The organism is Micromonospora sp. NPDC005710 (assembly GCF_040630995.1).
Lineage (GTDB): Bacteria > Actinomycetota > Actinomycetes > Mycobacteriales > Micromonosporaceae > Micromonospora.
Genome location: NZ_JBEXYP010000005.1, coordinates 100,930 through 119,982 on the forward strand (window position 1 = coordinate 100,930; position 19,053 = coordinate 119,982).

A 19,053-nucleotide genomic window follows, 5' to 3' on the forward strand; every position below is an offset into this window, starting at 1 on the left:
GTTGGGCGCGGGGCGCATCGAACGCCTACGATCGCCTGATGCCCACCCCTGGCGGCGTACGCCACGCCGGTCCGAGGTCGTCGTCTTCATGACGGCCGAAAAGTCCCATTGGATCCTCCCCCCGGCAGCCCGCCTCTGATGTCAGCTCCCGCAGCCCTCCACGACGGGCCGCGCCGACCGTCCCCCGGATCCCTGCGCTGGCTGGCCGACGGTCTCGCCGTGGTGGGCCCCGACCCGGCCGGTGTCGTCGCCGTCGGGGCCGCTCTGGTGCCCACCGAGCCCGGCGTGGTCACCGTCGTCGGTGAGGTCGCCGGTCCGGAGGACTGGGCGGCGATCACCGAGGCCCTGCCGGTGCTGGTGCAGCCCGGCACGGCGGTTCGACTGGGCATCTCCGGCGCCGGCACCGCACTCGGGCCGGGGGCCGGACCGGACCGGGACGCGTCCCCGGCCGCCGCCCTGTCCCGGCAGGTACAGGCCGATGTGTACGCCCCGGACGGGCCGGTGCTGATCGTGCCCGGCGGCAGCCTGTACGCCGACGCGGGCTGGCGGCGGTTCAACGGGTTCGAACCGCCGGTGCCGTCCGGCCTGCGTCACCCTCGGCCCGGCTGGGAAGCGGAGATCGACACGGTCGCCCGGCACACCGCCGGCGCGCTGCGGGCGCGTTCGGTTCCGGCGGGGCTGTGGGTGCACCGCCAGACCGTCGACCGGACCCCGGTCTCGTACGACGACCCGGTGTACGCCATCCCGGCGGACAGCGGGCGCGCCGTGGTGGTGGTCGGCCGCCCCGGCCTCGGGCCGCCCGGCGTCGGGGCGGTGCGCGCCGTCCTGGACGCGCTCGACCCGTCGGTGCTGCTGACTCCGTACGGCGTGCCTCTGTCAATGGTCGTCGATCTCGCCAGTGACCTCGCCGGAATGTGGGGGAGCCCGGTGGAGGTGGCGACCGGTCTACCCACACTGGACGGCGAGCACCGACTCGTGTCCGCCGCTGTCGACCCGGACGGTGAGGGTTGGTGGATTCCGCCGGTGTCGGTGCTGAGGTGTGCGCCGGGTCGGCCTCCGGTGCCGGTGACACCGCCGACGGTCGTCGCCGGGTTGACCAGCGAGGGCGATGCCTACCGGCTGGCCCCCGGCTGGGTCGTGGAGCCCACTGCCTGGGGCCTGTGGGTCCGACCGCAACACGTCGGCCACGACCGGGACGACCTGCGCCGCCGCCACACCGACGGCACCCGCCTCACCATCCTGGTCGGCCTGCCGGGGCAGCCTGCCCCGCCCGAGGTCCGGACGGCACTGTCCGCGCTCGTCGCCCGGCTCACCCCGCAGCAGCGGGCGCGGACCACGTTCGTGCCGGACGAGGTGGAGGTCCTGGTCCGCGCCTCGAACGATCCGGTGCCGGCGGGCGCGGACCGGGAGCGCATCAGCGGCCCCAGCTCCGCGCGGTGAGCGCGGCGTCCCGGTCGAGCGCCGGCCCGCTGGGCAGCAGGGCGAGGAACTCCCGGGGCACGTCAGTGGGGGACACTCCGGAATAGCCGAGCGAGTCGGTCGTCTGGTCGTCGGGCAGCGGGAACTTGACCCCGAACTCGGATACGAGGTAGACGCCGGTGGGCACCGCGCCGGGCGCGGGCAGATCGCGGAGCAGCATTCCGCTGCCGGTGCGCAGCACCACCTCGTCGGCCAGACCGGCCGACCCCGGGGCGGCGGGCACCGTCACCGCCCGGTCCAGCGCGGCGTCGGCCACCGCGAGCAGTTCGGACCGGACGGTGCCCGAGGCGACGCTGTGCCGCACGCACGGCACCGCCCCACCCAGGTCGTTGACCAGCGGCGGAGGCTCGGCGGGGAAACCGGTGACGTATTCGGCAACGCCGACGACCGGCGCGGCCTGCATCGCGTCGGCGTCCACCGGAATCGGGCGGGGGGCCGAACCGGGGTAGGAGCGCCGGGTGGCGGGGTCGGCAAGCAACAGCGCGCCCACGGTACGGCTGACCGGCGCGAACCCGTCCGTCCGGGCCAGGTACAACTCGCGCGTGCCGAGCGCCGGATTCGCCACCTCGAAGACCTGCCCGACCACCGACGGGGTGCCGGCGACCAGCGGCCCGACCTGGCCGCGCCCGGCGATCACCGGTACGACCAGATCGCGCCCGGAGTCGATCGGGTTGAGCCACGCCTCGGTGACCCGTATCGGAGGGAGACCGCCGTAGCCCAACGCGACCCGGCCCCGGTCACCGGCGAGGCGGTATCGGCGGCCCTGCCACACCAGGTGCAGCCCGTTGTCGGGGGTGGCCACGAGCAGCGCACCGGGGTCGCGGCCCGTCACGTCGTCGAGTACCAGTGTGGTGCGGTGCGCCCTGGTGCGGTCCACCGGTTGTCGCATGCACACCGTCCACGCGCCACGGTAGAGCTGTTTCCCGGTCGGTACCGCGTCCGGCGCGTCCGGGATGCCCACCGGCGCCCCGATCGGCACCCCGGTCAGTGAGTTGCGGGAGACCGACTGCACCGGGGCGGTGCCCTGCAGGATCAGCGCCGCCGACGTGTAGTTGAGCACCGGCCGCAGTTCGCCGCCGAGCAACAGATACCTCGCCCCGGTCTCCTTGACGACGATGATCGAGCCGGGCTTTCGCCACTTGTCGCTGCCCCCGGGTCGCAGCAGCCCGTAGATGCCGAAGCCGGCCCCGATGAGCACGGTGAGCAGCAGGCCCACTGCCGTCCCGATGGTGAACCGTCGGTGTGGCGGGTCGTCGCCCTCCGGGCGGCCCTTCATCAGCGCGCCGATCAGTCGTCCGGCCTCGAACAGGTAGGCCTGGACCTGATCCCTGCGTGAGCGCACGTCAGCCGGCCCAGGCCCGGATCGCCGCGTAGACGCCGAGCACGGCGCCGAGAACCGGCAGGACCGCGAGGGCGACGACCAGCTCGAGAATGTCGGCGGCCCGTGCCCAGTACGGCCGTAGCCGCCGCCCGGGCAGGACCGTGCTGCCGGCGAGGAACGCCAGGCCGATCGTGGCGAGCAGCGGCAGCGCCACGACCCGCAGGTAGAACGGTTGCTCGCCGATCCAGCCCAGGAGTACCAGGACGACGAGCCCGGTCGCCGGGACCAGCACCGTCCAGCGTTGAAGGGCGCTGGTCAGGTGGCGGGCGCGCAGCAGGAGCAGTGCGGCCGTCACCAGGCCCAGAACCCGCGGCCAGGTGCCGCCGGGCAGGACCAGGAGGGCGGCCAGCGGCAGTTGCGCCACCCCGACCCCGATCAGCAGCGCGGACTGGTGGCCGACGGCGGCGTTGCCGCGTTCCACCACCAGGCGGTACGGGACGGGCTCGATGTCGTCGGAGAGCTGCTCCGGCCGGCGCGGCATCATCGGCAGCAGCAGCCCGCCGAGGCGGAACGCCAGCAGCGGCAGCACCATCATCACGACAAGGGTGAGGACCAGTGTGGTCCCGGCGGTGCGCTGGGTGTCGAAACCGCTGGCCGCGGCGACGACGGCCGGGGTGCCGGCCAGCAGCAGGGCGGTGATCGCGCCGGTGAACAGCAGCGCGCCGTCCGCTACCGCGGCGAAGCCGGCACAGACCGCGGCGAGTGCGCAGAGGTGGACCGCCGAGACGGTAACCGTCCAGGTGGTGCCGGGTGCGGCCCACTGGGTCGCCGTCCACCCGGTCACCGCGGCGTACGCGACGGCGCACCCGGCCAGCAGCGTGCCCGCCACCGGGTCGGCCGCGGCCCGGCTCGCCAGGCCCGCCGCGCCGATGAGCAGCAGGGCGGCGGTCGCGGCGGCCAGCGCCCGGTACGCCGGCGGCCCGTCCAGCGCGAGCACCGGCAACCCGGTCAGTACGGCCAGCCCGCCGAACGTCAGCAGCAACGCCCTCAACCGGGCCGGGGTCCAGGCGCCGTGGTGCCGTTCGACCTGCTCGGCGAGCCCGTGGATGAGGTCGTCGTAGCCGATCGGAGGGAACGCGTCGGCGCGTGGCCGTAGGTGCACTGTGTCACCGTCGAGCAGGTCGAGATCGGCGGGTGTGCGTTCCTCGTCGAGCGGTGCCTCGCCGATTCGTTGCAGGACCCAGCCGTCGTGGCCGGTGCCGTGGTCCCCGGCCTGTGGGTCGAGTGTGGACAGGACGACGGGCAGGGCGTCGATGAGCGGTGTCTCGACCGGCACCGCCATGTCGACAACCGCATCCTTCAGGACAAACCGTAGCCTTACCGGCGCTGCCGTGCGATGCTGGATCAGCTCATCCATCGTTGGATTCGATTCCCTCCTGCCGCCGGGACGCCGAACAGATCTCGCCAGATCAGGGCCGCCACGCTAGTGGCGGCGGCGTCGCACCGGTCCCGCCGCCGCGGGGTCGGCGTCAGGTCGGGGGGAAACCTCCACGAACGACGGGAGCATGCGGGTGGGCACCACGCCTTTCGTCCGCCGTCCACGCACAGCGGGCCCGGTGGCGCCTCCGGGTGAGATCGAACTTCAGCCGCCACCGCCGGTGCCGGAGCCGGCCGCGGGCGGGATGGGGCAGATCTGGCTCTACATCCCGATGGGCCTCGGGTCGATGGCCATGATGCTCGTCTTCGTCAGGCGCGACGCGGGTGTGCTCGCGTACATCGGCATGGGTCTGATGGCGGTGTCGGTGGTCGCCGGTGTCGTCGTGCCGTTCTTCCGGGCGGCCAGTGAGCACAAGGAACGCATGCACGGTGACCGGCGCGACTACCACAGGTATCTCACCCAGATCCGTCGTCGGGCCCGCACCACGCTCGTCGACCAGTACCGGGCGGCACGATGGCAGCACCCCGATCCGCGGGCGCTGTGGTCCCACGCGCTGAGTCGTCGACTGTGGGAACGCCGGACCGCCCACGAGGACTTCGGGGAGGTCCGGGTCGGCGTCGGCGTGCGTAGGTCGACGACCACGCTCGTCGCGCCACAGAGCAAGCCGGTCGAGGAGTTGGAGCCGATGGCCGCGCACGCGCTGCGCCGCTTCATCCGCGCCTACTCCACCTTGCGCGAGGCACCGGTCGCGATCTACCTGCGCGGATTCGCCCGCATCCAACTCACCGGCGACCCGGCCGCCACCCACGGTCTCGCCCGCGCCGTGCTCGCCCAGCTCGCCGTCGCGCACGCCCCCGGTGACCTGGTCGTCGTGTGCCTGGCCGCACCGGGTCGGGAGCGGGACTGGGACTGGCTGAAGTGGCTGCCGCACGCGCAGGACGACGACGAGCCCGACGGGGCCGGCGCCCGCCGACTCGTCGCCGCGGACCTGGCCGGGCTCGACGCGCTGCTCGCGACGCTCGGCGTGGCCGACCGTCCGGCGTTCGAGCCGGACACCCCGATCACCGCATCCGAGCCGTTCACACTCGTCGTGCTCGACGGGCCCACGCTGCACGCCGAGCACCGGCTCGGCGCGGAGGGCTACCGCAACACCGTCGTCCTGGACGCCGGTGGCGCGTTCGACCTGCAGTCCCGGCCGCAGACCCTGGTCGCCGAGGTGACGTCGGACGACCTGCACCTGGTGACCTTCGACCACCTCGGCAAGCCGTCCCGGGAACGGCTGTGCCGCCCGGACGCTCTCGGGCTTCCCATGGTGGACGCCCTGGCCCGCACCATCTCCCGGTACCGCATCGGCCAGGTCGTCGACAGCGAGGAGCCGCTGGCCACCGACTACGACCTGGCCGGTCTGCTCGGTATCGCCGACCTGCGCGAGTTCGACCCGGACGCCTACCGGGCCAACCGTCCGGCCGCGCAGCGGCTGCGTGTACCGATCGGCATCTCCACCACCGGTGCCCCGATCGAGCTCGACCTGAAGGAGGCCGCGGAGAACGGCATGGGACCGCACGGCGTCCTCATCGGCGCCACCGGCTCCGGCAAGAGCGAGCTGCTGCGGACTCTCGTGCTCGCCCTCGCCACCCGGCACACGTCGGCCGAGCTCAACCTCGTCCTCGTCGACTTCAAGGGCGGCGCCGCGTTCCTCGGCTTCGACCGGCTGCCCCACACCGCGGCGGTGATCACCAACCTGGCCGACGAGCTGGAGCTGGTCGACCGGATGCGCGACTCGCTGACCGGTGAGCTGGTCCGCCGCCAGGAACACCTGCGGGCGACCGGCAACCACGCCTCCCGACGCGACTACGAACGCGCCCGGGCCGAGGGCGCCCCGCTGGAGCCGATGCCGGCGCTGCTCATCGTCGTCGACGAGTTCAGCGAGATGCTGACCAGTAAGCCGCAGTTCATCGAGGTCTTCGCGATGATCGGCCGGCTCGGTCGCTCCCTCGGCGTGCACCTGCTGCTGGCCAGCCAACGACTCGACGAGGGACGCATCCACCAGATCGAGTCGCACCTGTCGTACCGGATCGGGTTGCGCACCTTCTCCGCGATGGAGAGTCGCAGCGTGCTCGGCGTCGCCGACGCCTACGAGCTGCCGAACGTACCGGGCAACGGCTTCCTGCGCTCGGACATCCAGACACTGACCCGCTTCAAGGCCGCTTACTCCTCCGGACCGTACCGGCGGTCCGGGCGGACCCGCCGGGGCAGCGCACAGACCGGCCTGGTCGCCTTCGGTACCGGGCACGTCGAGCCGGTCGCGGCACCACCGGACCTGCCCGACGACACGGACGGGGAGAAGCCACCGATGCTCGCCGAGGTGCTGCTCCAACGGTTGCAGGGCCTCGGCCCCGCCGCGCACCAGGTGTGGCTGCCACCCCTGCGGGAACCAGCCACCCTGGACCGGCTGCTGCCACCACTCACCGAGGACCCGGCCCGGGGCCTGTGCCCGATCGGTGGCTACCAACCGCTCACCGTTCCGGTCGGGCTGCTCGACCTGCCCGCCCAGCAACGCCGCGAGCTGCTCGTCGCCGACCTGTCCGGTGCGCGCGGCAACGTCGGGGTGGTGGGCGGTCCGCAGAGCGGCAAGAGCACCCTGCTGCGGACCCTGATCTGCGCCCTCGCCCTCACCCACGGCCCGGACGACGTGCAGTTCTACTGCCTCGACTTCGGCGGTGGCAGCCTCGCCTCGCTCGCCGGGCTGCCGCACGTCGGCTCGGTGGCGAACCGCCTGGACCGGGACCGGGTCACCCGGACCGTGCTCGAGCTGTCGAACGTGCTGGCCGCCCGGGAGAACCTGTTCAGCAGGCACAACATCGACTCGATGGCGAGCTACCGCCGGATCCGCGCCGCCGGTGGGCTACGGGACCAGGACCCGTACGGCGACGTGTTCCTCGTCGTGGACGGGTGGTTCTCCGTACGGCAGGATTTTGACGAGTTGGAACCACGGCTCACCGACATCGCCGCCCGCGGCCTGGGCTTCGGCGTGCACCTCGTCGTCGCGGCGCGCCGGTGGGCGGAGATGCGGCCCTGGCTGCGGGACGTCCTCGGCACCCGGTTCGAGCTGCGGCTCGGTGACCCGGTCGATTCCGAGATCAACAGCAAGTTCGCGGCCACCGTGCCGTCCATTCCCGGACGGGGCATCGTGCCGGAGCGACTGCACTTCCTCGGCGCGCTGCCCAGGGTCGACGGCGACAGCGACACCGAGGACCTGGCCGACGCGGTCGCCGACCTGGTCGACGCGGTCGCCGCCGGGACGATGCCGCGCGCACCCGAGGTCCGGCTCCTGCCGAGCCGGCTGCCCGCCACCGCGCTGCCCGCGCCGACCGCCGCCCGGCCGAGCGCCGACGTCCAACTTGCCCTCGGCCTGGACGACGTCAAGCTGGAACCGCTGTGGCACGACTTCGACACCACCCCACACTTGTTGATCTTCGGTGACGCCGAGACCGGCAAGACCACCCTGCTGCGTCACCTGGCCCGCTCGATCGCCGCGCACCACCCCGCCGACGAGGCGCGAATCATCTTCGGCGACTTCGGCCGCGAGCTGTACGACTCGGTGCCGCAGGAGCACCAGATCGGCTACTCGGTGAGCGCCGGCTCGCTCGCCTCGGCCCTTCAGGAGGCGGCCGGGGTGCTCAAGGACCGGGTACCTGGCCCGGACATCATCCCGAGCCGGCTGCCCTCGCGGGACTGGTGGACCGGGGGCCGGATCTTCGTCCTGATCGACGACTACGAGCTGGCGGAGGCCGAGAAACCCCTTCAGCACCTCCTGCCGTTGCTCCCGCACGGCGCTGACATCGGACTGCACCTGATCGTGGCACGCCGGACCGCCGGCGCCTCCCGCGCCATGATGGACCAGGTCGTCAGGCGCAGCTGGGAGCTGGGCAGCCCGGCGATGCTCTTCTCCTGCCCGCGCGAGGAGGGCTCCTTCCTGGGCGGCGTGCGGCCCCGCGTGCTGCCGGCGGGCCGGGCCCAGTACGTGGACCGCCGCCGCACCGTCCGTCTGGTGCAGGCGCCCGTCATCGAGTGAACCGGCGGAGGAACGCCCCGCCGGTCGCGGTCAGCGCACCGGCGGGGCGGGCTCCGGTGTCGGGACGGCCTGCTCCGGCTCGTACGGGCGCACCGCCCGCGCCGGCCGCCAGCGACGCCGGTGACCGGCGGGACCGAGGACGGCCAGGACCGCGCCACCCGCCGCGGCCAACAGCACGAGTGCCACCCCGGCGGCCAGGAACGGACCCACCCGGGCAGATGTCGTCGGGTCCGGTGCCGCCGCGCGCCTCGCCGCACCCGTCACCGTGCCCGCCCTGCCCTCCTCGGGCAGTACGGTCGCCACCGCGGCCATCGGGTTGACCACACCCCAGCCGAACACCGTGTCCGGCAGGTCCGCGGCGGGCAGGTCGGCGGTCGCCTGAAGTCGGTGCCGTACCTGCGCCGCGCTCAGCGCCGGCCGGTAGGCCCGGACCAGCGCGGCGGTCCCGGCGACGAACGGTGTGGCGTAGCTGGTGCCGCTGCCCTGCCAGTGACCGGGACCGCGCGGACCGATGCTGACCACGTCCGCACCCGGCGCGACGAGGGAGACCGGCGCGCTCTGCGCCGCCGCGTCCGAGCGCCGCCCACTGGTGTCCATCGCCCCGACGGCGAGGACGCCGGGAAACGCTGCCGGGTACGTGCGGACGCCGGCCCCCTCGGCGCGGTTGCCCGCCGCCGCGACCACCACGACGTTGCGCTGCTCGGCGTAGCGGACCGCCGCCTCCATCGCCGGGCTCCGCACCGTGGTGCCGGCCGAGACGTTGATGACCCCGGCACCCCGGTCGACCGCGGTACGAATACCCGTCGCAATGGCCTCCGGTGCCCCCTCCGGCCGGTCGGTGATACGGATCGGCAGGATCCGCACCTTCGGCGCGACACCGGCGAAGCCGCTGCCCGTCGTGGGCGCGGCCGCGATGATGCCCGCGACGAACGTTCCGTGCCCCAGACAGTCGGAGTCGGCCCGGCCCCCGCCGGTGCGGGTCAGGTCGACGCCCGGAAGCACCCTGCGGGAGAGTTGCGGGCTGCGGGCGTCCACCCCGGAGTCGAGGACGGCGACGACGACACCGGTGCCCTCGGTCAGCGTCCACGCCCGCTCCGGCGTCAGGTGCCGCTGCGCCCACGGGATGTCCGGGATCGACCGGGCCGGCGCCGGCAGACACTGACCGCTACGCAGGGGCGGGAGGACCGGCGCCGCCCAGGCCGGACCGACGCCGAGGACAGCGGCCGCGAGCCCGGCCGTCGTGGCGCAGACCAGTCGTCGAGAGCGCATCCGATGTCACCTTCCGTCGGATCGGGTCAGGAGGCGTTCACGGTCAGGACCCGCTCGACAAAGCCCATCGGCGGCCCGGCGAGCCGATCGGCGGCGCCAACGTCGGTGACCAGCCGGGGGGTCGCCGATCGGCGGCGTTCCAGCGCCAGGTGCAACCGACGCAGCACCGCCCGGTCGTCGTCATCGAGCCCCCGGCCGCCTTCGGCGTCGCCGGGGAGCAACTCCCGTAGCAGGACCGCAGTGGCGGGCAGGGCACCCCGGTCGGTACCCGGATCGTCACTGACCGCCAGAACCCTGAACCGCGAACCGGCGAGGAACACTCCCTCGTCCAGGTCACTGTGCTCGGCGAGAGCCCCGACCTGACGGGCGCTACGGGACCACACCAGGAAGTCGACGTCCGCGTTCTCGGTGCACACGTCGGTACGCGCGCTCACGCTGCGGAACGCCGGCTCGACGAGCGTCGCACCCTCCAGGTAGAGCCGTCGGGCGGGCACGCCCAGCCGTCCCTGGCCGACCACCGCGCGGCGGTACGGCGGCAGCCGGCGTAGCCCCGAGACCAGGCAGGGTAGGTAGCCCGGGGTCTCGGGAGCCTGCCCCGCGCGCAGTGCGGCGTTGACCGTGTGGGCGGAGGTCCCGAGGAACGCCCGGACCGCGACCAGGTCCGACTTTTCCGCAGCGGCCATCTCCCGGCGCAGTGCGGGCCACGCGGCGAGCGCGGCGTTCACCGTCGTGATCGAGTCGTGGAAGGCGGCTCCCAGGGCCGCGGCCAGCGCGTTCTGCTCCTCCACGGTGCTGGGCCTGTCGACGACCCGCTCGCCGGACGCGGAGACCCAGCGGGTGTCCTTCTCGGCGGAGGGGTCGTCGGTGACGTCCGGGCCGGAAATGGTGCGCATGGTCGGGATCGGCCCGATGCCGGCGAGGCGCAACGGTGCTGCGGGCGCGTCCACCACCGGCCGCGCGGGGGGTGCGGGGGGCGCGGGGGGTGCCTCGTGCACGGGCCGCGCAGAGGGCGCAGGGGGTGCGTCGTGCACGGGCCGCGCCGGAGGTGCGTCGGGCACCGGCCGCGCGGTGGGCGGGGGCGGCGGTGCCACCGGCTCCGGCGCGACGACGACCGGTGGCACGACCGTGGCCTCCGCCGTGGCCTCCGCCGTGGCCTCCGCCGTGGCCTCCGCCGTGGCCGGCGGCGGATCCAAATCAACCGGTGCCACCGGCTCGGACAGGACAGCGGGTTGCCGCAGGGGGATCGTGAGCGCGATGGTCTCCGACGACGCCCAGGCGGGACGTATGGGCCGTCGCGGCGTCTCGGCCACCGCCGGCCTGGCGGGCGGGTCGAGTGCCGGGGTGTGGTCGCTGGGCCCGTCCCACACCCGGCGGGCCGCCTCCCGCAGAGCCGGAGAGGTCTCCGACCCCAGCACGAGGCGCCCCGCCACCGGGTCGACAAGTGCGAGATCCTCCGACGCGTAGCCGCCGACGGGACGCAGTAGCACTCCCATCGGCACCACCTCGGCGAGCAGCAGATCCACTGTGAGGTGCCGGTAGAGCCGGTTACCGGTGCGCCGCCAGCCCTCCATCGTCGCTGGTGGGGCCTTCAGCGCCGGCTCGACAGCCGTCGGCTCGGGCAGCCGGGCGTCACCGAGGAGAGCCGCCAACGCGTCGAACCACGCCGGCTCCGGCACACCGTCCGAGGTGTCCAGCAGGGCGGTCTCCACCCGTACCGGGAAGTGTGCCGGCAGACCCGCGAAGAGCGACGCCACCTCCGCCGGGGAGGCCGCCGGTCTGCCCACGTGGCGCAACACGAGCACCGGCCCACGCGGGTCGACCGGGATGCGGTACGCCGGCTCTCCCGCGGCGGCCGGCGCCGAGGTGGCCGACCTCAGGAGCATGCCGGCCGGGACCGGGTCCGCGACCAGCCGCCCGAGGGTCGTCGGCCGGTCGGGTAGGCCCGGCTCCCAGGCCGGGGTGGGGCACCGGTTGGCGGTGACCGGGCAGCCACCGCCGGCTCGGAACGAGCGCCACCCCCAGGCTCCGGTGCCGCCGGCGGCGTACCGGCTGCCGCCCGGCACCACGACGACCGGCCCGTCCGGGGCGAGCAGCTCCACCCCGGTGCGTACGGCGAGGCCGGTCATCCACGGGGCGTACATCTCGTCGGGCCGGCCCACCCCGTCAGCCGCGATCCAGACGCGACGGACCCCACCGATGGTCACGGCCTCCTCCACCACCGATCGCAGCAATCTGGCGCAGCCCGCGTCGCGCAGCGCGCGGTCCGACGACACCACGAGCACGTCGGGATGCGCCTCGGCGCGCAACAGCCGCCACAGGTCCAGCGGCTGATCTGCGGCGTGCGAGAGGACGGCCGTGGCGCCCTGCCACTCGACGTGCAGGGACGCGTCTCGCCGGTGGTCCTTCAACCCGATCGCTGTCACGCTCTTCCAACGGGCCCGGCACCCCGGCCGGTTCACGGTCCGAACTTCCGGCACAATCTTCGATGTTCATTGCCGCCGAAGTGAACGAGTGTGCTCCCGTCCACGTTGGTAAGACGTGGCTGCTACCGGGAAAGGGTGGGACGCGGTGCGGGGCTTCGGGCTGAGAGGGCTCACCGAGACAGGCCGCCATCTGATCGCGGTCATGGCGTCGGTGATCGTGTTGGTACTGGTGGTCGGCCTCGGCTGGAGCTTCGCCTACGCGGGGAAGGACACCCTCACCGGCCGGGCGCTCACCGGCGAGCAGCTCAGCGCGCTGTCCAGAGCGGGCCACGCCTGCCCCGCCGTGAGCGCCGCCCGACTTGCCGGGCAGCTCATGACCGAGTCCGAACTGGACCCGGCCGCGGCCCGGACCGAGTCCGGCGGCCGGGGCATCGCTGGTCTCACCGACGACCAGTGGCGGCAGTGGGCACCGTGGCCCGGCGCGCAGCGCGAGGACACCCGGGCGACGGTGCTCGCGCTGGCGCACCTGATGTGCAACCTCGTCGGCAAGGTCCGCGCGAGCGACCTCGACGGGGACGCGTGGCGGCTCGCGTTGGCGGCGTTCCGATCGACGCTCGAGAGTGTTCGGACGGCCGGTCGGATACCCGCCAAGGCGAAGGACTACGTCGACCAGGCCGGCAAGTACGCCGCCTACTACGAGAGCCTGCCGCAGTTCGCGTCCTCCGGGTCGACACAGTTCGTCCCCGCCGGCTCCGTGCCCGAGGCGGTGCCGTTGCCCGACGAGCTGGTCGCCGCTGTGGTCGCCGCCGGCAGCCGCTGCCCCGAGGTGAGCCCGCCGGCGATCGCCGGACAGTTGATGGCGCTGTCCAGCTTCAACGCGGAGCAGCGCGGCACGTTCGGGCAGCTGGGCATCGCCGCCTTCTCCGAGGACCTGTGGCAGGAGAACGCCCCCAAGGGCGCCTCGGTGTGGGACCCGCAGAAGGCGGTGCCGGTGATGGGCGACGCGTTGTGCCGCCTGGTCCGCGAACTGTCGGCGCTTCCCGGGGATCCCTACCTGCTCGCGGCGGCGGCCTGGCAAGCGGGTGTCGACACGGTGCGTCGCGCCGGCGGCGTACCGGACGCGATGACGCGGACGTATCTGCAGAACGTCGCCGCCTACACCGACTACTACCGCCTCGACACCCGGCTGGCCCCGGTGCCGGTGCCCCGGCCGTCCCCGTCGGCCCCCGTGTCACCAACAGTCCGCCCGTCGGCCCCGACAAAGAGTGCGCCCGCTGTCACCCGGGGCGCGACGAACCCGGCCCGGCCGCCGGCCACGACCGCGAAGGCACCAGCGACCACCACGGCCCCGGCACCCGTGGCACCGACAGCCCGCCCCGGCCCGGGCGGCCCCGGCGGCGGCGGTTACCCGTGCTGGCGCCGCTGCCGATGGTGACCAGGGCCCCGCTAGCCCCGTCCGCAGCCGCTCAGGCCCCCACCGCTCGCTGGGCGGGTTACGACTGGGTCCGCAGTGGTTGGTGGGTCGGTGCGTCGATGGTTTCCCGGTCCGAGTGCGGGGGTGCGGGGCTGCCCCATTCGACGAGCAGGACGGTGGCGTCGTCCTGAAGGCGGTCGTCCTGATGGTCGAGGATGGCGTGCACGAGCCGGCGGGCGGTCTCCGGCAGGGGCAGCTGATCGGCGACCGCCTTGGTGGCGAAATCGACGAGCCGCTCCATGCCGAACGTCTCGCCCTCGGAGGTGCGGGCTTCGATGATGCCGTCGGTGTACAGCAGCACCTGGTCGCCGGGTTCGAGGGCTTCCTCGACGACCACAGGTGGGCGCCGGTCGCCGAGGGTGACCGGCAGGGCGGTCGGGGTAGGCAGAACCTTCACGACCTTACCGGCGCGTAGCACGATCCCACCCGGGTGACCTGCCGAGATGACCTGCAGGATTCCGGTGCGCTGGTCGAGCTCGGCGAGCACCGCGGTGATCATCCCGTACCGGTCGTGGTCGCGGACCGCGGCGTCGATGTGATGGTAGGTGGCGGTCAGGTCGAGGCCGGTGCGACGGGCGTTGCGGTACGCGGCGAGAGCGATGGAGGCGAGCACCACCGCCCGCATCCCGCCACTGGACCCGTGACCGGCCGCGTCGAACAACGCCAGGTGCGCCGTGTCGCCGTTGACCGCGTAGTCGAACGCGTCACCGCCCACGTCGTAACACGGTTCGAGGATGCCGCTGATGATCAGATGCCCGGTCGAGAAGGTCAGCGGCGGTAGCTGCGCGCGCAACATCTCCGCGGCCAGTTGCATCGGTGCCCGGCGCCGGAGCCGCTCGATCGTGTCGCTGTACGAACTTCGCGTCACCACCAGTTCGGCGAGCAGGGACGCGACAGCGGCGCAGTCGTCGACGCTGCCGTCGGCCAGCGGGCCGTCGGCCACGATCTCCAACACGCCCATGCGCTCACTGCCGTCGACCACCGGCACCCAGACCCGCGTACCCCCGTCAGCGTCGGTGCCCTGGCAGGTCGACGCGGTGCTGAACGCCCGTCCAGCCAGGGTGCCGTCGATGTCGATCGGGTCCCGGTCCGGGGCGCTGCCGCCGAGCAGCGGGAGCAGCAGCCGCTGCTGATGATCCACCAGATAGATCACCAAAGCGCGCGCGTCCAGCAGAGGCGCCGCCCTCATCGCCATCTCCGGCAGATCGTCCGGGCGCGCATGGTGGGACTGCTGCAGCAACTGCCGCAGCGATTCCAAGCTGCTCACAAAGCATCCTTCCCCGTACCGACCCATGGATTGTCACTCAGCACCGCCACTGAGGCTCGCGCTGCGGAGCCACGTCACACCGAGGTCGGCCTCTGCCACCTGGTGCCGCCCGCCCGGCCGAGGCCGCGCGGCCGACCGCCGGGGGAGATCGAGGTGATTCTGGCACCGCCGAGGATGACACCTGGTGATGGGTGGCTCGGCCGACGCGTGGGCGGCTCTCCATCCGTGCCCGCCACCTCAGCTCGACGACCTCGTCGCGGCCGTGGGCCGCGCCCCGACACGTCGGCTGCGGGCCGCCGGTCAGCGGGTGGGTGCCGCTGGTACGTCGGCGAGGTGTTTCGTGATGCGGAGCAGCACCCGGCCCGGCGTACCGCTGACGAAAGCTGCCGTGTCGGCGAGTGCGCCGATCAGGGGCAGCCCGCGGCCGCCGACGGTGAGCGGGGCGGGGAGGTCGGCGTCGAGTCGGTCGTTGTCGGGGCTGCGACCGCGGTTGCCGACCTCGATCAGGCAGACCTGGTCGTCGAGGCTGATGGTGACGTCGACGTCGCTGTCGGAGTCGGCGTGGATCACCGCGTTGGCGCATGCCTCGCTCATCAGGACGGCCAGGTTGGCGCGAACGTCCTCGCTGACCTCGGTGAGGCTCAACAGGGTGGTGAGGACACGGCGGGCGTGGGCCGAGGTGGACGGGTGGCGGGGGAGTGACAGCGTCGTGCTCACCCGCATCTGCGCAACTCCTTCCGGCCCGAGGACGACCCCGCCGGACCACTGTTGGCATCCTGGGGCGCGAGGTATCGGTTGATCAGCGCTACCGATGCCACACCGCTACCCCGTCCGAGCTCAGGCGAAACGGTGATGTTGTCCGCTCGGCGTGCACCGCCCTGCGGCGGTTGACCCGGGAAGGAAATAGGGTAGGCGGGACCGTCGGCGTCGGGAGGTTGTCGTGGAGCTGCTGCTGTCGGCCCGGCCGGGCCGAGGTTGCACAGTGCTCGAGGTGCGCGGCGAACTGGACATGGCGACGTCCCCGGAGCTGCGCGAGGGTCTGCAACGGCTGGTCGACGCCGGTGACCGTCAGGTGGTGGTGGACCTGGCCGAGGTGGGCTTCATGGACTCCAGCGGGCTGGGCGCGCTGGTGGTGATGTTCAAGGCGTGGCGGAATGCCGGAGGTCGGCTGTGCCTGGCCGCGGTGCAGCCCGCCGTGCGCAGCGTCCTGTCGGTCACCTCGGTGGATCAGGTCATCGACGTCTACCACAGCGTGTCGGAAGCTGAAGCCGACATGAGTCCCACCGACACGCCGGCCCGGTAGTCAGCCGGGCAGCGCGGTGCTGGCACGTGCCTGGTCAGCGCCGGCGGTGCTGCGCCGGTCCTCGCTGTGCCCGCCGTGCCAGTCGACGATGAACAGGGTCGCGTCATCGGCAAGCGTCGGTCCGCTGACCTTGAGCACGGCGTCGGCCAACGCCCGGACGGCCTCGCGCGGGTGCAGGCCGGCGATCGACCGCAACATGGTCGGTAGGTCCAGGGTGGCGGCGTTGCGTTCCCGCACACCGTCGGTGACCATCACCAGACGGTCGCCGGGGCGCAGCGTGACCTCGCCGGCCTGGAAGGCGGCCTCGGCGAACATGCCCAGGGGAAAGTTCCCCGGCAGCGTCACCGCCCGCGTGTCTCCGTCGCGTACCAGCATCGGCGGTACGTGCCCGGCGTTGAGGAGCGCGCAGACCCCGTTGCGCAGGTCCAGGCGGCCCAGGACCGCGGTCGCGAAACTGCCGGGCACGGCGCTGTGTGCGGCCACGTCGGCGTTCGCGGACTGGGCCTGCTCGACCAGGTCCACCCCACGGCGGCGACTGTTGCGCAGGCTGCCGACCCCGAGGGTGGCCGTCAACGCGCTCGCCACCCCGTGGCCCATCGCGTCGGTAACGCTGAAGTGCAGCGTGTCGCGGGCGAGGCTGTAGTCGAAGGTGTCACCGCCGACGCTCGCTGCCGGTTCCAACCAGCCGGAAAGGGTGAACGCGCTGGCCTCGCAGGTGAACGAAGCCGGCAGCAGGCGGCGCTGGATCTCCCCCGACAGGGTGAACGGGGTCGTTCGCGCCCCCCACTCGAACAGATCGGTGTGCCGCCGGTTGGCGATCACCACGAACGCCAAGACGTGCGCGGTGCGACCGATCTCCTCCAGATCACCGGCATCCGGCTCGTCCGGCAGGAGCATCTCCAACAGACCAATCGCCTCACCGCGGTCGGTCACCGGCGCCCACACCATCCACCCGTCACGCTGTGCGACGACTTGCACCGCCTGCGTGCGCAACGCCTGCTCCGTGGGACCCCCGTCGAACGGCATCACCGTGGCAAGCTCGTCGTCCTCCCGGCGCCCCTCTTCGACGCCCTGCAGCGGCACGTGGGACATCCGGACCAGCGCCCGGCCGCTCAGGTCCGCGATCAGGAACGCGACGCTCCGGGCCCCGAGCGCCGTGCCGACCTCCCGGGTAACCGCCTCCACCGCCTCGACCGGCGAGGCGTTCTCCGCAGCATCCAACATGTAAGCCATTATCTGACCCCGACTACTCTCCACCGTTGGAGCCTACGAGACCGTGCCGGTTGTCGCCTGGGCACACCATCGCCAGGCAGCCCCAACGCCTGCGCGCGATCCGTTGCCGGGCGCGACGGCCACCAGACGTCGACGACCGGGTCGTGACCGACAACGCCACGGTTGGCCCTCTCGCTGACCCGTTCCTCACCGTACGACTCTGGTAGTGCACTTCGTCGTGACCGCCTGGAGGGCGTCGAGGTCGCGGCGAAGGTCCGCCACACGCGCCTCAGCCGAAGCAACCAGCGAGTCGGAGACCCGCGCCCAGTCCTGCGCCGACGGCTTCTCGGGTAGCGCCTGGAAGATGTCGGCGATCTCCCGCACTGTCAGCCCGACTCGCTGAGCGAGCATGAAGATTGGTGGGGCCTGCGTCGTGTTGGTCATGGTCCCACCGTGCTGCACCGTGCTCTTGACTTCAACCATCCTTGAAGGTCCAGCATCAGCTGTGTGTGCAGGTCCCAGGAGACAGCGGTGCCCCGTCGGTCCTTACCCCACGCCCGCACCAGATCGCCCTGGCCGGCGCAGGCATGACCCGAACGATATCGAAGGAGCAGTCATGGCCCTCCCCATGCAGGCCGACGCCAACCAGGTGGCCGCGTACTGGACGCGGCTGGCGTACGAATCCATCATCCGGTTCACCCGTGACGAGCAGGCCAAGCGTGGCTTCACGCAGCCGCAGTTCTGGATCCTGCGCCACCTGTCCCCGCGCGACCTCGCACCCGTCGACGGCGCAGCAGTGACCATTCCTCAGCTCCAGCAGGCCATGGCCGAGTACATCCGCCCCGACGACGACCTCGCGAGCGAAGCCGAGGTGCTCCTCAGCCACGGATGGATCCACGCAGATCACGACGGCCACCTCCGAATCACCGACGCCGGCGAGGCAGCTTGCCTGCGGATGAAGCAGTTCGCCCCCGAGATCCGCTCGCAAATCCATCGAGGAATCGACGACGAGGACTACGTAGCGGCGCTGAGAGTGCTGCACACACTCATCGCCAACACCACCCGGGCACCGGAGACGGACGCCGCGAAGCTTGCTTGAGAGGCGATCGGGCCCTGCTCGCAGCGGCGGTACCCTCCGGACCTGACCGACGAGCAGTGGCTCCGTCGGCTGAACCGCCGATCAGTCAAGCCAACAGACCACCGCGGCACCATCCCCGGCGGCTGCGGCGAAGAAGCTCCGGACCCCCGGCAGATGGTGAGCCACCCACGCAAGGTCGCCGGGTCCTTTCCAGGGGCCGGGGTAGATCTCGGCCCGATTCAACTCCTGCGCGTCGACGCCTCGGACGAGGTCGTCTTCGGTGAGCGCGGTCAGTCGCGAGGCAGCCGTCGCTACGTGGATTGGCCTCAGATACGAGGGCGGCCCGTAGCCCCAGTCGTCTTCGAGACCGTCCAGAAAGTCGAACATCTCCTCGCTGTCAGGCTCGACGTCTGGCAGCTCCACGAACCCCTCCGCGCCCAGGACCAACGGAATGTCGAAGCCCAGCCGCTCGAGGAGGAAGTCGAGCCCGTGCCATGCCTTGCCGGTGGTCGTCCAGCGTTCGGAGTCGCCATCGCGGTGCGTCATGGCGAGCCCGTAGGCCCAGTCGAGGTCGGTCTTCGCCCGCTTCAGCTCGTCCGGCGAAACGCGCAGCCAGTTGCCGTTCATGCTCACCGCGCGAGCCTAAGCACCGGCTACGACAGTTCCTCACCGACAACCGAACGTCCCCCGGGCTTCCTCGTCATCGATGCTCAT

The 19,053-nt window shown here is 72.5% G+C and carries 14 protein-coding genes; 5 read left to right on the forward strand and 9 right to left on the reverse strand.

What is annotated here, in order from left to right; translation table 11 throughout:
- The first annotated feature begins 138 nt into the window (after window positions 1-138).
- Window positions 139-1,440 carry a hypothetical protein gene (locus tag ABZ406_RS08715; protein WP_357757503.1) on the forward strand — a complete coding sequence of 434 codons (1,302 nt, stop codon included), beginning with the start codon at window positions 139-141 and terminating at the stop codon, window positions 1,438-1,440.
- Here ABZ406_RS08715 and eccB read toward each other — a convergent pair.
- Both eccB and eccD read right to left on the reverse strand, forming a co-directional pair.
- Entirely contained in the window at window positions 1,415-2,821 is a 1,407-nt protein-coding gene (gene eccB, locus ABZ406_RS08720) for a type VII secretion protein EccB (protein WP_357757505.1), read from the reverse strand. The two genes, ABZ406_RS08715 and eccB, sit on opposite strands and share 26 nt — an antisense overlap.
- Before the next feature lies 1 nt (window position 2,822).
- Window positions 2,823-4,217, reverse strand: a complete 1,395-nt coding sequence (gene eccD, locus ABZ406_RS08725) for a type VII secretion integral membrane protein EccD (protein ID WP_357757508.1) — start codon at window positions 4,215-4,217, stop codon at window positions 2,823-2,825.
- 154 nt (window positions 4,218-4,371) lie between these two features.
- Here eccD and eccCa point away from each other — a divergent pair, with 154 nt between their 5' ends.
- Window positions 4,372-8,313 (forward strand): type VII secretion protein EccCa, encoded by a 3,942-nt coding sequence (gene eccCa / locus ABZ406_RS08730; RefSeq protein WP_357757511.1) that lies wholly within the window; start codon window positions 4,372-4,374, stop codon window positions 8,311-8,313.
- Between the two features lie 30 nt (window positions 8,314-8,343).
- Here eccCa and mycP read toward each other — a convergent pair whose 3' ends face one another.
- Window positions 8,344-9,582: a type VII secretion-associated serine protease mycosin gene (gene mycP / locus ABZ406_RS08735; RefSeq protein WP_357757515.1), complete on the reverse strand. Its 1,239-nt coding sequence runs from the start codon at window positions 9,580-9,582 to the stop codon at window positions 8,344-8,346.
- A 26-nt stretch (window positions 9,583-9,608) separates the two neighbouring features.
- Window positions 9,609-12,041 (reverse strand): hypothetical protein, encoded by a 2,433-nt coding sequence (locus ABZ406_RS08740; RefSeq protein WP_357757518.1) that lies wholly within the window; start codon window positions 12,039-12,041, stop codon window positions 9,609-9,611.
- A gap of 166 nt (window positions 12,042-12,207) precedes the next feature.
- Here ABZ406_RS08740 and ABZ406_RS08745 point away from each other — a divergent pair, with 166 nt between their 5' ends.
- On the forward strand, window positions 12,208-13,440 hold the full coding sequence (locus ABZ406_RS08745) for a hypothetical protein (RefSeq protein WP_357757521.1): 1,233 nt from the start codon (window positions 12,208-12,210) through the stop codon (window positions 13,438-13,440).
- A gap of 58 nt (window positions 13,441-13,498) precedes the next feature.
- Here ABZ406_RS08745 and ABZ406_RS08750 read toward each other — a convergent pair whose 3' ends face one another.
- Complete coding sequence (locus ABZ406_RS08750) at window positions 13,499-14,746, reverse strand: PP2C family protein-serine/threonine phosphatase (RefSeq protein WP_357757524.1); 1,248 nt, start codon at window positions 14,744-14,746, stop codon at window positions 13,499-13,501.
- Between the two features lie 300 nt (window positions 14,747-15,046).
- Complete coding sequence (locus ABZ406_RS08755; RefSeq protein WP_357757527.1) at window positions 15,047-15,469, reverse strand: ATP-binding protein; 423 nt, start codon at window positions 15,467-15,469, stop codon at window positions 15,047-15,049.
- Between the two features lie 217 nt (window positions 15,470-15,686).
- On the opposite strand from ABZ406_RS08755, the gene ABZ406_RS08760 reads away from it, so the two are divergent.
- Window positions 15,687-16,049: an STAS domain-containing protein gene (locus ABZ406_RS08760; protein ID WP_357757530.1), complete on the forward strand. Its 363-nt coding sequence runs from the start codon at window positions 15,687-15,689 to the stop codon at window positions 16,047-16,049.
- Here ABZ406_RS08760 and ABZ406_RS08765 read toward each other — a convergent pair whose 3' ends face one another.
- Window positions 16,050-17,273 (reverse strand): PP2C family protein-serine/threonine phosphatase, encoded by a 1,224-nt coding sequence (locus ABZ406_RS08765; RefSeq protein WP_357757533.1) that lies wholly within the window; start codon window positions 17,271-17,273, stop codon window positions 16,050-16,052.
- 195 nt (window positions 17,274-17,468) lie between these two features.
- The gene (locus ABZ406_RS08770) at window positions 17,469-17,705 is read right to left on the reverse strand and encodes a MerR family DNA-binding protein (protein WP_357757536.1); all 237 of its coding nucleotides are present in this window, start codon (window positions 17,703-17,705) and stop codon (window positions 17,469-17,471) included.
- Window positions 17,706-17,877: 172 nt separating this feature from the next.
- Here ABZ406_RS08770 and ABZ406_RS08775 point away from each other — a divergent pair, with 172 nt between their 5' ends.
- Window positions 17,878-18,360, forward strand: coding sequence for a MarR family transcriptional regulator (locus tag ABZ406_RS08775; RefSeq protein ID WP_357757539.1), 483 nt, complete (start codon window positions 17,878-17,880; stop codon window positions 18,358-18,360).
- An 81-nt stretch (window positions 18,361-18,441) separates the two neighbouring features.
- Here the strand turns inward: ABZ406_RS08775 and ABZ406_RS08780 are convergent, their stop codons facing one another.
- Window positions 18,442-18,966 (reverse strand): DUF1877 family protein, encoded by a 525-nt coding sequence (locus ABZ406_RS08780; protein ID WP_357758167.1) that lies wholly within the window; start codon window positions 18,964-18,966, stop codon window positions 18,442-18,444.
- Window positions 18,967-19,053 lie beyond the last annotated feature (87 nt).

Coding starts and splice junctions, on each gene's coding strand:
- ABZ406_RS08715 (WP_357757503.1), top strand. CDS start 139: ATGTCAGCTCCCGCAGCCCTCCACGACGGGCCGCGCCGACCGTCCCCC.
- eccD (WP_357757508.1), bottom strand. CDS start 4,217: ATGGATGAGCTGATCCAGCATCGCACGGCAGCGCCGGTAAGGCTACGG.
- mycP (WP_357757515.1), bottom strand. CDS start 9,582: ATGCGCTCTCGACGACTGGTCTGCGCCACGACGGCCGGGCTCGCGGCC.
- ABZ406_RS08745 (WP_357757521.1), top strand. CDS start 12,208: ATGGCGTCGGTGATCGTGTTGGTACTGGTGGTCGGCCTCGGCTGGAGC.
- ABZ406_RS08755 (WP_357757527.1), bottom strand. CDS start 15,469: ATGCGGGTGAGCACGACGCTGTCACTCCCCCGCCACCCGTCCACCTCG.
- ABZ406_RS08765 (WP_357757533.1), bottom strand. CDS start 17,273: ATGTTGGATGCTGCGGAGAACGCCTCGCCGGTCGAGGCGGTGGAGGCG.
- ABZ406_RS08770 (WP_357757536.1), bottom strand. CDS start 17,705: ATGACCAACACGACGCAGGCCCCACCAATCTTCATGCTCGCTCAGCGA.
- ABZ406_RS08775 (WP_357757539.1), top strand. CDS start 17,878: ATGGCCCTCCCCATGCAGGCCGACGCCAACCAGGTGGCCGCGTACTGG.
- ABZ406_RS08780 (WP_357758167.1), bottom strand. CDS start 18,966: ATGAACGGCAACTGGCTGCGCGTTTCGCCGGACGAGCTGAAGCGGGCG.